This is a genomic window from Palleronia pontilimi, assembly GCF_016412875.1.
GTDB lineage: Bacteria > Pseudomonadota > Alphaproteobacteria > Rhodobacterales > Rhodobacteraceae > Palleronia > Palleronia pontilimi.
On the sequence record NZ_JAEKPD010000002.1, the window covers coordinates 329,701 to 345,746 of the forward strand.

2 protein-coding genes (1 of these 2 running past the window's edge) are annotated in these 16,046 nt (G+C 66.8%); both read left to right on the plus strand.

Going from position 1 to position 16,046, the window contains the following annotated elements:
- Positions 1–14,139: the 3' portion of an LEPR-XLL domain-containing protein gene (locus tag ILP92_RS04435; RefSeq protein ID WP_198915154.1), read on the plus strand. 25,323 nt of this gene lie to the left of the window's left edge; 14,139 of the gene's 39,462 nt are visible here — the last part of the coding sequence; the start codon falls outside the window, past its left edge; the stop codon is at positions 14,137–14,139.
- Positions 14,140–14,173: 34 nt separating this feature from the next.
- Positions 14,174–16,045, plus strand: a complete 1,872-nt coding sequence (locus ILP92_RS04440) for a GAF domain-containing protein (RefSeq protein ID WP_198915155.1) — start codon at positions 14,174–14,176, stop codon at positions 16,043–16,045.
- Position 16,046: the final 1 nt, after the last annotated feature.

Genomic DNA, 16,046 nt, shown 5'->3' on the forward strand with positions numbered 1-16,046 from the left:
CGCTCCTGGGACAGCGTCACCATCATCAACCGCTCCGATTTCGACCTGGTCATCAACCATATCGACGCCATCGACGGTGGCGCGGTGGTCGAAGTGCAGGTCGATACGATCTATTACGACGGCGACAATTCGTCCAACAACGTCACGCTCGATGCCGACACCATCGGCGGCACCACCACCGCTGCCGACCGGACCTTCGAATTCCGTCTCAACCTGTTCTACCCGCAGACCGGCGTCGTGATCCGCAACGAAGAAGCCGTCGACGCCACGGGCGACGCGATCGCGGCCAGCGACATCATCCTGCTGGGCGGCATCGAAAACACCTTCGGATCGACCACGATCCAGAACGAGCGCGGCAATATCCGCGTGGACGAGCCCGACTTGGTGGTTGCGGATTCCGACTTCCCGACGGGCAACGCCAACCCGATCACCACGCCGATCTACGAAGAAGGACTGATCCGAACCAACACGCTGCTGGTCGAAGCGTCAGGCGATATCGGCAACCAGGATGCCACCGCGGGCCGCAAGGGCTTGGCGGTCGAGCTGCTGCGGATCGAGCACGCGGTGCTCGTGGGCGACCCGCTGGAGACCAAGGAAGTGTCGCTGGTGGCCGATGCCGGTGGCGACGCGGTGCTCGACATCACGTTCCACGATCGCTCGCGCGATCCGGCCGAAGGCACGTTGCTGACCGTCGAGATCGAGAAGATCAACGCGGGCGACGATGTGGATGTCGTCATCAACGACAGCAAGGCGGGCACGCTGCCCGGCACGCTGGAAGGCGTCACTGTGCGGACCTATGATCCGCCCAACCTGAACACCACGAAAGCCCGCACCGGCAGCTTCTTCCGCTACTGGAGCGGCGACGAAGACGGCGGCGTGGCCTATTACGGCTTCCTGGCCCGCACCCTTGGCACGGCCGCGGACCCGGTCGACTCGACCTACATCTTCGTGGAAACCCGCGCGGGCGACGACATCGATATCGGTCACGTGACCACCACCGATACGTATACCGGTGCCGACAACCGCAGCTACCGCACCACGACCATCGGCGGCACGCCCTATGGCAACCAACTGACTGCGGCGGCGGGGACCACGACCGTCAACCTGATCGCCTTCACCGATGTCGATCGCGCCAGCGGCAACAACGGCGTCGACGAAGAAGATGGCGGCGCGCAGATCTTCCTGACCACCAACGGTTTCATCACCGCGCAGGAACTGGCGGGCGACATGCTTGTGGGCCATATCCACTCGACCGACGGCGACGTCACGCTCTACTCGGGCGCGCGGATCCTCGATGCCGACGGCATCGATACCGTGGACGTCTCGGGCGTCAACATCACCCTTTATTCCGGCGTCGCGACCGGCGCGTTCAACGATCTGCTTGGCGCCGATGACGGCCTCACGGTCGGCGGGATCACCGGTGCCGGACTGGCCATTCCGAACGGTGTCGCGATCCCGGCGACGGGCGGAATCGGTCTGTCGAACGACTTCCTCGAAACGAATGTCGACGTGAAGGGGACTGACCCGGCCAAGGGCAACAACCTGGACGCCGATGACGTTTCGGCCGGGACCAATGGCGGGATCTACCTGGACGAACTGACGGGCGACATGCGCGTGGGCCTCGTGCAGACGGGCGGCGACGTGTCGCTGCGCACGGTGTCGGGCTCGATCGTGGACCGCGCCGAAGCGGATGCGGATCTGGCCCCCGGCGCACCCGAGGAGGCGACCGCGGCCGACGTGATCGGCAAAAGCATCAACCTTGACGCCAACGGCATGGGGTCGAGCATCGGCGAGCTGGGCAACGACCTGGATATCGATTCCAACAACGGCAACGCCGAGGTCGATTTCTACGACGCCGCCGCGCGCGATGCCTCCCTGAACGATCCGTCGCTGAGCGATGTGGCGCTCGAGGCGTATGCCAACATCTTCCTCGGCGAAACCGACGGTGCGCTGCGCCTGGCGCTGGCGCACGCACTGTACGGCACCATCCGGCTGACCGTGCGCGAAACCGCGGCCAAGGACGAACACCTTTACCTGATCGACAGCGGGACCGCCAATTTCGCGGAATCCGACCTGCGCGGGCCGGATCTGCAGAACGACCAGAGCCGGGCGATCCCCAACGGCACCATCTTCGCCGAGCGCGGATCGGTCACGCTGCGCGTGGGCGACAACATCGCCTTCGACGCCAATGCCGATCTCATCGCGGCCCGGGGCATCATGATCTACGGCGATGCGAATTTCGTCGATGACGGTGCCAGCGGCGCAGATCCCGACAGCGCGGGCGCCGACGATTTCGGCACCACCATCGTACTGCGCGGCCGCGTGATCGCGGGGGCCGACGTCACGACCTATGTCAACGACGGCCAGAACAGCGCCACCGACAGCGAGCTGGGCTCGGCGGTCGCGAGCTATGGCGCGCCGCAGCACCGGACGCTGATCTTCGGCAACGATGGCGTGGACCTGATCCAGTTCGGCGATCTCGGCGGCGCGGCCGCGGGCATCCAGCAAGGTGATGCGGGCTTCATCTATCTCGGCTCCGAGACGCGCGCCTACGGCTCGCAGACGCTGCCTGCCATCGGCACCGGCGTGCAGGGCAAGAACCTGAGCCTTGGCGATGATGGCGAAGACCTGTTCCGCGTCTACTACCTGCAGGACACCGCGACCGTCACGTCACCGTCGCAGCTCGACGTGCTGCAGGCGCAGGGGCGCGACACGGCAGGGCATACCCTGACGCTGGACGGCCAAGCCGATAGCGACACCTACGAGATCCACGTGCTCGGCTCGAACGCCGATGGCGGCGACTCGGTGCGCAACTTCATCGTCAACGCGCTGGATACCGGCGCCGAGGATGACGGCGTGGACGAATTGCAGATTCTGGCCCCGTTCGGATCGACCGGGAATCCCGATGGCACGGACGACATCTTCCTGCTGCGCGCCATGCAGGACATCGACGGCGAAAACGTCCATCGCGCGGGCTTCGTGGCCCTGCTGCACGGCACCGTGTCGACCTACCAGGACATCGTCCAGTTCAACGAGGACAGCGCCGAGGTCGGCCGCATCCAGTACGACAGCGGCATCAACGGCCGCCTGCTGGTCGAGGGCCGCGAAGGCGACGACAGCTTCTATTCCGACGACGTGACCGTGATCACCACGCTCGATGGCGGTGCGGGTGACGACAGCTTCCAGATCGGCCAGATCTTCGGCCAGAATCGCAGCATCGACGCCAACATGCTGCCCAACGATGTCTTCCCGGAACTGGTGGCGACGACGCGCGGCTGGCTGTCGCCGGGGTCGTCGGCGCCGCTGGTGGCGCAGGGTGGATCGGGCAACGACACGTTCCGCGTCTATTCCAACCAGTCCGAGCTGCGGCTGGAAGGCGACGACGACAACGACCTGTTCATCATCCGCGCCTTCGCACTTGCCGCGACGACCGATTTCGACTGGAACGGCGACACCTACCAGGCCGGGCTGAACGATCACGTGCCGGACAAGGCCGATCTGGACGCCGGGGTCGCGGTGATGACGGCGCTCGAAAAGCTGCGGCTCGACGGCGGGCTGGGGATCGACGCCGCCATCGACGCGCTTCAGAACGCCGATGTCGCGGGCTTCGATATCTTCATCAACGCCGACTGGCGCGCGGACCTGAAGGCGAAGATGGCCGAGAACGGCGCCACGTCCTTCAACATCAATGACGATTTCGGCATCAACTTCCTGGACCTGATGCTGACCGAACGCACCGACGACGACACCATCGTGCTGGACGAGGACGGCGTCGCGACACCGCAGATCGGACTCGGATTCTCGGTCGCGCAGGCCCCCGACATCCGCGCGGGCGGCGGCCAGGACGAGGTGCGCTACAACATTAACGCCCCGGTTTCCGTCGATGGCGGCGCAGGCTTCGACAAGATGGTGATCCTGGGCACCGAGTTCGCCGACGATATCGTCATCCGCGCCGACGGCATCTTCGGCGCCGGTCTGAACGTGCGCTACAGCACCATCGAGGTGATCGAGGTGGACGGGCTGGAAGGCGACGACGAGTTCTACGTCCAGTCCACCGCCTTCGGCGTCAGCTACCGCGTGATCGGCGGGCTTGGCTCGGACGTGATCAACGTCGGCGGCGACGTGACCGAGGACATCGTGACCCGCGAGCTCGAAGGCGCGTCGGGCACGGTGAACCACCTCGTTCGCTCGGACGACGTGCTCTACGACGGACTGCTCTTCGACGGGTTCGACTACAACGTAGCGCGTGGCGGCGAAGGGCTGGTCGTGATCAACGAAGATGCCACCGGCGACCAGTCGCCGGGCCGCACCGTCGTGGGCGAAGAGCTTCTGGCAGCCGACCAATACGCCGACTACTACACCCTGCGACTCGCGCAGATGCCGACGGACGTGGTCTATGTCACGGTCTCGGCGGCGCGCAGCTTCCAGGAAGAGCGCGGGATCGATCCGCTGACGGGCCTGCCCTACGATCTGAACCCGGGCTTCCTGGACAACGCGGCGGGCAATGACGGGCTGGGCGACACGGTCTGGCTGAGCGCAGTGGATCCCAACGGTGGCGCGACGCCGGGCGGCGCGTCCATCACCGAAGCCGACTTCCAGCGGGTGATCGTCGTGAACGGCGTCACCACCTACGTCTCGCAGCGCGCGGTGACTTTCGCCTTCACCGCGGCCAACTTCCAGAACGAGGTCGGCGTCTGGCTCTTTGCGCCCGACGATGATCGCGCCGAAGGCGACCGCGTCGTCGTGATCCAGCACAGCGTCGTGTCCAACGACGTGGCCTATGACGCCATCGATGTCCGCAATGTCGAAGCCGAGGTGCGCGACAACGACACGCCGGGTATCAAGGTCCGCGAAGTCGACGCCAGCGGGCGCGACGACGGGCGCACCGTCGTGGTCGAGGGTGAAAACGGCACGGGCCTCTCCGACGAGATCCGCCTGTCGCTGGCCAAGCCGCCAGCGGTCGGATCCGTCGTGGTCGACCTGGTGGTCGATATCGACAGCAACAACGCGCTGACCTTCACCAATATCGCGGGTGATACCAACCTGACGCTGTTCGAGACGACCAGCGTGCGCGCGGACGGCAAGGTGGCCATCGGCCAGATGACCTTCGACGCCGGGAACTGGGACACCGAGATCCGCGTCGGTGTGGAAGCGCGCACCGACTTCGTGCGCGAGGATCTGGAAATCGCCGTGCTCGAATTCGAGCGCAATGCAGCGACCGACGATGCCGATTACATCTTCCCCAACCTGCGCTCGGGCTTCCAGCTGATCGATGTCGAAGTCTTCGACGATGAGACCTCGGGCGCGGTCGTGCTCGAGACCGGCGGCGACACGGTGCTGATCCCCGACGATGGCACCGGCACCACGGGCCAGGACGACAGCTACGACATTCGCCTGACCCGCCAGCCCGATGCCGACGTGACGGTGGCGGTGCTGACCGACGGTCTGGCCGACGTGACCGATATCGACGGGGTCGCCGTGACGCCCGACGATTACGTCGAGATCGGCGGCCTGGTCGCCACGCAGGTCTTCAACGGCAACCTGATCTTCGGCATCGACGGCGGCCAGCTGACGCTGACCCGCGGTGCGGGCTCGGATTTCGGCAGCTTCCAGGACGAAGGTCTCTTCGGCCAGACGGTCGAACCTTCGGTCCGCTTCGATGGCACCGTGACCTTCGGCGACAACGGCACCAACTTGACGATCTCGGGGACCGGTGCCGGGCTCGGCTTCTCGGCGGGCGAGTTGCTGCGCGTCCGCGCGGGCTCGGTCAACGGGTTCGACGCCAACAACGACGACTACACCGTGGTGTCGGCCAGCGCCGACCAGGTAGTTCTGGCCGCGCTTCTGGCAGATAGCGACTGGGCGCAGGGCGGAACCGAGGGCGACGTGCAACTGTCGGACTTCGCGGTCGTTCCCGGCCAGCGCATCCGGCTGGCCAATGCCGAGCTGTTTGCCGGGATCTTCGACGGTGGGCTGAGCTTCGGCGACGACGGCACCAACCTGACCCTGACCGCCGATACGGCGGGCGGCCTGGCGGCCATCGTCGCGGGCGACACGATCCGTCTTGCGGCCCCCGAGGGCAGCGCCAGTGCGGGCAACGCGGGCACGTTCGACGTACTCGCCAGCGACGGCACCACGATCACCCTTGGCGCGCTGGTCGCCGATGGCTGGGACGCCGATGGCGCGTCCGACGGGGCCATCGCGGTCTCGGTCCTGCGCGATACGAACGGGGGCGACTACCAGATCCTGTCGGTTTCGGAAGATGGCCAGACCATCACGCTGACCGCGACCACGGCCGATGTTCCGGGCTGGATCGAAGGCGAAACCGACGCGCCCGCGGTCATTTCGGACCTCGCCGAGAACACGATCTTCGCGGGCACCGTGTCCTGGGGCGAAGAGACCGACGCCAGGTCCTTCCCGGGCCAGTTCCTCGACCTGGGCGTCGCGGGTGCGACCGAAGGCTGGCTGGCTGACGGTTTCCTCGAAGGCCAGTGGGTCCGGATCATCGACCTGAACGGGGTCGAGACGGATGTCGAAGCCAAGATCCAGCTGATCCGCGGCGACAATGACAGCAAGGACGCCAAGCTCCAGCTGATCCGCGTGTCGATCGGCGGCGGTGCCGAGGGCAACCTGTCCGATACCTGGCTTGGCGACGCGACGGCCGACAGCGTCAAGGTGGTCCGCATCGCTGCCGAGATGACCTTTTCCGACGGTGACTGGTTCGACCTGAAGAACGTCACGCTGACCGCTGATGCCGATTACATCGTGCCGCCGACCCGCGACGGGGTGAAGATCTTCCCGGTCTCGACCCATCTTCTGTCGAAGCTGCGCGGCCCGCTTGCGGTCGAAGGCGGCCCGGCGGGCGCCGACCGCTCGCTGACCGCGGGCGTCAAGCTGCCAGGCGAGGGCGACGATTTCCTGATCGCCATCGGCGCGCAGCCGCCCGAAAGCCAGCAGATCGACGTGCTCAACATCTTCAACGACTCGAGCCTTGCCGACACCTCGGGCGTTCTGACCCAGACCACGCTCAGCGGCTTCGGCATGGCCAAGGACCTGAAGTTCGAAAACGTCTCGGGTCCGCTCTTCGGTGAAGGTGCTGTCCCCCCGGGCGAGGAAACGACCACCATCACCGTTCCCGGCGGCATCAGCTTCGGCAAGGTGAACCTTGGCAGCGGCGGCTTCGATACCGATGGCGGACAATCGACCATCGAAGTGCTGAACATCATTCTGGGCCAGGGCAACGACAGGCTGGACATCAACGGCACGCTCGATCCCGCCCCCTTCGTGTCGGCGCAGAACGTGTTCGATCTGGCCCAGCCGGGCGCAGATCCGGACGCCGAAGGTGCCTTCGACGCCTATTACACCGTCCGCTCGGACGTGGTCGACTGGAAGGCCGAGGGCTTCCTGCCCAACCAGGCCGTCACCATCGACCAGGTGCCCGGCGTGATCTTCACCGTGGTCGCAGTGGCGGACGCCATCTACCTGGACGGCGAAGGCCAGCCCGTGTCGCAGGACGGCGCGTTCCTGCGCGACCCCAACGACAACTCGGTGCTGGTGCTGGAAGCGGTGGGCACGCTCGCCGCCGCGCAAATCGCCGACCTCGTCGCCGCCTTCGCGGGCGAAGTGCGCCTCGTGGCCGTCGATGCGCTGGTGCTCGACACCTACTCCTACGGCGTCGAAAGCACCGCCAAGGGCGCGGTGCTGACCGGCATCGACTGGACGGCCGAGGGCTTCCTGGAAGGCCATCTGATCAATATCGGCGGCCAGGACGGCCGCTTCTCGGACGCGGTGCAGTACCGCGTGCTGTCCATCGACGGCACCCGGATGGAAATCCTGGGCGATCCGCTGGATGCGGGCCCGGCGACCACCAACATCTGGGTCCAGGGACCCCATGGCGGTCTGACCGTGGTGCATGGCGGCGGCAACCTGCCAGTGCAGACCTTCGGGCTCTACACGACCGAGACCATCGACGGCGCGAACTTCCTGCTGCGCGACGATGGCCGGGACTGGGCGGGCGACGGCTTCGCGCCGGGCCAGCTGATCTATGTCGAGGGCGAAGACACCACCCGCGAAATCATCGCGATCCTCGACGCGGGCGACGTGCCCACCGGCGGCACGGCGTTCGACACGCCCGTGGGATCCGCGGCGACCTGGGGCACCGGATCGGTGCTGGTCCTCAGCGGCGATCCGATCGTGGCGGTGGATGTGGACGGGGACGGCCGGATCGACCTGCACAAGTCCATCGCCGAGCGGATCGAAGTGTCGGTGACCGTGACGCTGCTGGCCGACGCGCTGACCCGCACCGACGGCGGCAGCTGGCTGGAGGACGGCTTCGACGCCGACCAGGTGATCTATATCAAAGGCATCCCGGGCGGCTTCACCATCGACAGCGTGACCGCGACGACCATCACCCTGAAGGGCGCCGCGATCCACGATTGCGTCATCATTCCCGGCTCGGAAATCACGGTTTATCGCATCGATCTCAGCCGCGATGCCGGGGCGCAGATCGGCGGCGACCATTTCGTCATCGGACTGGCCGAAGGCGCCGATCCCGAGACCAGCGTGCTGGCCGGGGCCGAAAGCCCGCTGGTGGTCTATGGCGACACCAGTCAGGACGGCCTGTGGTACGGGGGGCGTCCGGCCGACCGGCTGGGCCTCGAGTTCGGCCCCAAGCCCTTCAACCCGTTCCCGGATCTTGCCGACGAAGAGAACGAGGATGACGAGTGGGTGTTCCCGCTTGCCAACCCGTTCGACTTCGCGGGCAATGACATCATCGACGCCAGCGCACTCTTCACCCTGCGCGACCCGCAATCGGTGGGCCTGACCGCCTATGGCGGCGCGGGCAACGACTCGATCATCGGCAGCCAGGCGGGCGACCACCTGGCGGGAGGCTCTGGCGACGACACGATCCTGGGCCAGAACGGCACCGATCACATCTACGGCGACAGCGGCGTGAACGTGGACATCCTGACCCGCGCCCTGCAGATCGCCACCGTCGACAACAGCCCCGCGCCCACCGTCGATCCGTCGACCGGCGCGTCCGACCAGACCTTCAAGCCGGTCAAGGTCGGCAGCCCCATGCGCGACGACATGGCGGCGGGCCAGGACGTGCTTTACGGCGACGACAGCATTGCCGGGGTCGATGACGAGACGACGCCGAACATCATCTTCGGCGACCACGGCGAACTGGTCATGTGGGTCGACGATCCCAACCTGCCGCCGGTGCTGCTGCAGCGCATCCAGACCACCGATCTTGGCCTGGTGCTCGAGATCAACACCAAGGAGTTCCAGAACGGGGCCGACGACGTGCTGTTCGGCTCGGCAATCGCCGATTTGCTGATCGGTGGTGCCGGAAACGACATGATCGACGGGCGCGAGGGCGACGACCTGATCTTCGGCGACCACGTGTCGTTGTCGCAGCGGTTCCTGGATGCCGCGGGCGACCGGACCGACATGCCGACCGACCGGCTGGATTTCACCAGCCTGCGCTTCCAGGCGCTGGCAGGCGTGCTGATGTATTCGCGCACCGACCGCAACGACCCGAGCCTGATGGGCAACGGGCTGACCCCCGAGACGACGCCCGAATTCCCCTATGACGCAACCGGCACGGGCCAGCTGGGCGAGACGAATTCGGGTCGCCTGCTGACCAATGGCATCGCGCAGGTCTACCGCGATCCCACGGGCGCCGAATGGTGGGCCGCGTTCGACATCGACTACGCCGACTTCCACAGCTTCGCCGTCAACGACGGCGAGATCGGCGAAGGCACGTTCGGCAACGACTACATCGCCGGTGGTGCCGGCAACGACCAGATCTTCGGCCAGCTCGGCAACGACGTGATCCAGGGCGACGGCTCGATCGACGACGCCGTGGCCGGAATCGCCCATGTGGGTGCGGCGCGCGTGCCCGACGTGGACGGCATCGGCATCGACGACGCCGTGGGCCCGCTGACCGTCGTCGCCAGCTTCGAGTCGATGACCGACGGCCAGGACTATATCGAGGGCGGCGGCGGACGCGATGTCATCTTCGGCGGTCTGGGCCAGGACGACATCGTCGGAGGCTCGTCCGACTTCTACGGCCTGGTCACGCCCGATCTGCGGCCCGACAGCGACGACTGGCTGTTCGGCGGCGCGGGCACGCAGATCGACCGCAACAACGGTTTCGACGGCTCGGAAACGGTGGACGCGGTCTATGACCAGAACGGCACGCTGATCGGCTATGGCGGCGACATCGTCACCACGGTGGCCACGGCCTATGCCGACAAGCACGGCCGCGACAGCGACGCGATCCTGGGCGACAACGGCGACATCGTGCGGATCGTCGGCGTGAACGGCGTCGACGTGAACCCGGGCGGCGATCCGGCGGCGGGCCCGCTCTACGTCACCTTCAACTACGACACCTATGGCGGCGAGAAGATCGTCGTGCGCGGCATTCGCCTGCTCGACTACACGCCGGGCGGACCCGACTATGCGCCCGACAGGTTCCAGGAAGGCGAAGGCTACCTGATGTGGTCCGAAACCTGCGATCCCACGGACGGCTTCTGGTCGCACGACATCGGTGGCCACGACGAGATCCACGGCGAAACCGGCGACGACTTCATCTATGCAGGCGGCGGCTTCGACATCGTCTTCGGCGACGCGGATGACGACGACATCATCGGCGGCTGGGGCCACGACTGGATCTCGGGCGGCACCGGCATCGACGGTGTGCTCGGCGACGACGGCCGCATCTTCACCAGCCGCAACACCAGTTCGCTGGAGCTGGCCGAAGGGATCTACGGCATCGACCCGCTTCTGGCGCGCGATCCCGACACCCGCACCAGCCAGGGCGACGTCCTGAACGAGCTGATCCGCACGCCGGGCAACGTCCAGGTCGAACTGATCAACGTGGAAGGCGCGCTGAAGAAGTCGGTGGACCTGACGCCCTTCGCGCTGCTCAGCACCTGGGTCGTCGACGATCCGCTGGGCCAGGATCCGCGGCTGGCCGATGACGTGATCTTCGGCGGTCTCGGCGTCGACTTCCTGCATGGCGGCGACGGCGACGACGCGATCTCGGGCGCCGAGGCGCGCGGGACCAGCTACGCGCCGCGCTTCGATGCCGACGGCAACCTGGTGGGCCTGTGGAAGTCCGACTTCGACAGCCCCTACAATCCCTCGGACATCCTGAAGTTCGGCGACGACACCGATCCGTGGAACGATCCCAAGCCGATCCAGCAGCGCTTGGGCGAATTCTTCCTTTACGACGAATACGATCCGCGCCGCGTCATCCTGTTCCAGGATGCCGACGGCACGGTCTGGAAGGGCGACGCCTACGACCCGAACGGGGATTTCCAGCAAGGCAACCTGCTTGAATACTTCCTCAACAACGTGGACGACGAAGGCATCAGCCGCCTGGGCTACGTGGCCTTCAAGCCCGACGGGCGCACCCCCGATCCCGACGTTCCGGCCGAGTTCCGCCAGAGCGACGGCGACGACGTGATCTTCGGCGATCTGGGCAACGACTGGCTGGTCGGCGGCACGGGCCGCGACCGGGTCTATGGCGGCTTCGGCAACGACCTGATGCAGATGGACGACCGGCTCGGCACGCTCGACCCCGACCGTCCCGCCAACAATCCCGGCCAGCTGCCGCTGGATACCACCGACCAGTCGCCCGACACGCACTGGCTTTACGAGGACCGCGCCTTCGGCGGGGCGGGCCTGGATATCCTGATCGGCAACACCAAGGGCGACCGCCTGATCGACTGGGTGGGCGAGTTCAACTCGTATATCGTGCCCTTCGCGCCCTTCGGCATCGCCACGGTCAGCCGCCAGGTGCCGCCGCACCTGTTCGACTTCCTCTACGCGCAGGCCTTCGGCGACGGCGCCGACATCACCCGCACCGCCGACGGCAACCAGCCCAACCACAAGGACAAGTATTCAAACGTGGCGCTGCTGCAGGGCGGCATCCGCGGCGAGATCGGGCTGGTCACGCAAAAGGACCAGGGCTACTGGCAGGACCAGACCGGCGGGCCCAGCGACGTGCAGGCGGGCAACGTGCCCGGCGGACGCCGCGACGTGCTGCGGACATCGGACTTCAACAACAATTCCGGCGACATCTTCATCCGCGATACCGGCAAGATGACGGTGCAGGGCGGGGCTTTGACGCTTTCGGCCGACAGCAACGACAGCCAGGCCTCGGCGGTCTACAACCTGGATGAATACCTGCCGATCTACTACGAGATCCGCGCGCAGATCTCGACCGCGAAGCCCACGGGCGGCGCCAAGGCCAACGCGTTCATCATCTTCGACTACAAGTCGGACATCGATTTCAAATACGCGGGCATCAACATCTCGAACAACAAGATCGAGATGGGCTATCGCGACGCCACCGGCTACCACGAGCTGATCCAGTCCAACAAACCGGTGCGGATCAAGCCCAACACGTTCTACGACGTGCTGGTGGCGGTGAACGGCAACAACGTGACGTTGCAGGTCAACGGCGTGAACTGGTTCAGCTACGACTACACGCCCGAGCTGGACGAAGACGGTCTGCCGATCCCGCTGAACAAGGGCTTCGTGGGCTTCGCCGTCGATGGCGGTGTCTCGACCGTGGACAACTTCACCGTGCAGGTGCTGCCGCCCGACTGGACGCTCGAGCTGGAAGACGACTTCACCGGCACCAACCGCGCGGTCACTTTCACGCCCGAGCGCGGCGACTGGCAGATCCAGTCCGGAGACTATTCCGGCGTCGCCACCGGGTCGGACGTGGCCATCAGCCTCGTGGACCTGGGCGAAGACCTGCAGGCCAGCTCGATCATCGAGCTTGAGACCACGCTGGCCAAGGGCCAGGCGGGCGGCATCGTCTTCGACTACTACGACAACACCCGCTACAAGTTCGTGCTGCTCGACCCGGCGGCCGACACCGTGCTGGTGGGCCACGTGGACGGCGACCGCGGCCTGGTCATCGACCGCAGCTTCGCTGTGTCGCTGAACGACGCCAAGGTCCAGACGTTGCGGCTGAAGACCTCGGGCGCGTCGCTGCAAATCAGCGTGAACGGAGCGACCGTGGGCAGCCACGGCTTCAACTCGGTGCTGGTGGACGGCGCGTTCGGGCTTCTCAGCTTCGACAGCAGCGCCTTCCAGGACGTGACGGTGCGCACCAACGACAGCGTCTTCGAGATCGAGGACGGTCTGCGCGTGACCCACATCCCAGCCGACACGCTGGACGTGGCGACGCTAACCCCGGATCAGGTCGCGGCGATGAAGGACGCCGCCATCGCCATCATGGTTCGCGAAATGGGCCTGTCGGCGGACCAGGAAGCCAGGCTGCGCGCCGTCGAGATCCGGATCGAGGATCTGGCGGGCACGCTTCTGGGCCAGGCCGATGCGGGCGTCATCACTTTGGATGCCGATGCCGCGGGCCATGGCTGGTTCGTCGACCTGACGCCGCTCAGCAACGAGGAATACGCCGCCGATGCCAACGGCCTGCTGCGGGCGCTGCCCGGGGCAGGGGCCGCGGGCCGCGTCGATCTGCTGAGCGTGCTGACCCACGAGCTGGATCACATGCTGGGCTCGACCCACCTGGCCCACGCCGAAGACGGCGCGCTGATGGCCGACACGCTGGCCCCCGGCACGCGTTTGTCGATCTTCGACGGGCATGACGACCACGACGCACCCCTGGCACCGGCCGCAAGCGGCGACGCCGCTCCCGCGCTGATCTACGACGACACGCTGGGCCGCTTCGTCACCGACGAAGGTCTGCGCCACATGACCACGGCGCGGCGGATGGGTCTCGACCTGGGGGCCGCGCTGCAGGACGGCGACGTGACCGTCCCGGCGGCCGAGCAGGACGCGATCCTGCTCGCGGGCGGCGCTGGCACCGGACCCGAGCGGGACGGAACGGCGCCCGAGATCGCGGCACCGGAACAGGGCGAAAGCCTGGTGGCCTGGGATTGGAGCGGTCTGCGCGGCATGAGCGACGGGCAGGATCGTCTTGACGACGCCGCGGCGCCCGGTGACGATGCCGATGCGCAGGTCGCCGAGACCGCGTCGCGGGCGAAGAAGGTCGCGGACGACACGGCCCGGGCCGCCGCCCAGGACACGGTGTCCTGGAAGGACCGCAGCGGCTTGCTGACCATGCTGAGCGGCATGTTCCGCAGGTAGTGCGCACCAGGGGACCGGAAGGATCGTTCGACAGATGAGCACGGATACTTCGACCGATCCCGTCGCCAGGCGCGACGATGCCGGCGGACAGGTCAGCTACGCGATCTTCGACCAGGCGCTCTGGACGCGCTTTTCCGAGGCCGGGTCGGTCGAGGAATTCGTGGATGCCTGGCTGGCCCTTCTGTGCCGCAACCTGTCGGGCGCCATCGCCGCCGTCACGGTGCTGGGCGATCCCGATACCGGCCCCTTCACGCCCAAGGCGCGCTGGCCCGAGGACGGCGCGATCGGTCCCGAGCTCATGGCCGCGACCGAGCGCGCGCTGGGCACGCGCCAACCGATGCTCACCCGCAGCGAAGGCCAGCACCAGGTCGCGCTGCCGCTGCTGATCGACGGCACGCTTTACGGGGCCGTGGCGGTCAGCGTCGCCATCGCGCCCGACGCCACCCCGCCGGGCGAGGCGATCCGCCACCTGCGCTGGGGTGGCGGCTGGATCGAGGTGCTGCTGCGCCGCGACCAGGGGCAGGCCTTCGAGGCTCTGCAGACCCGGACCGCGACCGCGCTGGAAATGCTGGCCACGGTGCTCGAGCAGAAGCGCTTCAACGCCGCCGCGTCGGCGCTTGTCACCGACCTGGCCCGCGCGCTCGACTGCGATCCGGTCAGCGTGGGCGTGGTTCGAAGGGGCGGCGCGCGGGTCGTGGCGCTGAGTCACGCCGCCGGTTTCGGCAAGCGGATGAGCCTGCTGCGCGACATCCGCGCCGCCATGAACGAGGCTATCGACCAGGAAGAAGTCGTGCTCTGGCCGACCGCGCCGGGCTGGGATTACCGGGTGACCCTGGCCCACGAGGAACTGGTGCGCACCCACAAGGCCGACAGCGTCCTGAGCGTGCCGATCCAGCACGAAGGCCGCCTTGTCGGCGCCCTCACCCTGGAAAAATCCGGCCCCCACGGCTTTTCGCCGGACCAGGTCGAGCTTGTCGACGCGGTGGCGACCATGGTGGGTCCGGTGCTCGAGGAAAAGCGCCGTAACGACCGCATCCTGATCGTCAAGGTCTTCGAGGTGATCGGCAACCAGCTGAAAAGCCTGCTTGGCCCGCGCCATTTCGGCCGCAAGCTGGCGACGCTGATCGTCGCGGGGCTGGTCTGGTATTTCGCCACCGCGACCGCGACCTTCACCATCGCCGCCCCGGCCGAACTTCAGGGCAAGGTGCAGCGCACGGTGGTCGCGCCCTTCAACGGTTACCTGGCCGACGAAGAGATCCAGGCGGGCGCGATCGTGACCGAAGACCAGGTGCTGGCGCGGCTCGACGACCGCGACCTGGTGCTCGAACGGCTCAGGCTTTCGACATCGCGCGGCCAGCGGCAGGCGGAATACGCGCAGGCCCTGGCCGCGCGCGAACGCGCCGAAGCCAATATCATCGAAAGCCAGATGCGCCAGATCGACAGCCAGATCGCCCTTGTGGACGAGCAGATCGCGCGCACCGAGATCCGCGCGCCCTTCGACGGCATGGTCGTGTCGGGCGATCTGAGCCAGAAGATCGGTGCAACGATCGAGCGCGGGCAGGAGCTGTTCCGGATCGCGCCGCTCGAAGGCTGGCGCGTGGTGCTCGAGGTGGACGAGCGCGACCTGGCCGAAGTGGCGCCGGGCCAAACCGGTCAGTTGCGGGTGTCGTCGCTGCCGGATGTGCCGCTGGGCTACACGGTCGAGCGGATCACGCCCGTGTCGGACCAGCGCGAGGGCCGCAATTTCTTCCGCGTCGATGCTGCGTTGGACGAAACCGATCCGCGACTGCGTCCATCAATGGAAGGCGTGGCCCGCACCAGGGTGGACGAGCGGCTTCTGATCGCCATCTGGATGCGGCCGGTGATCGACTGGGCGAAGCTGTTCGTATGGCGCTGGAGTCCCTGAT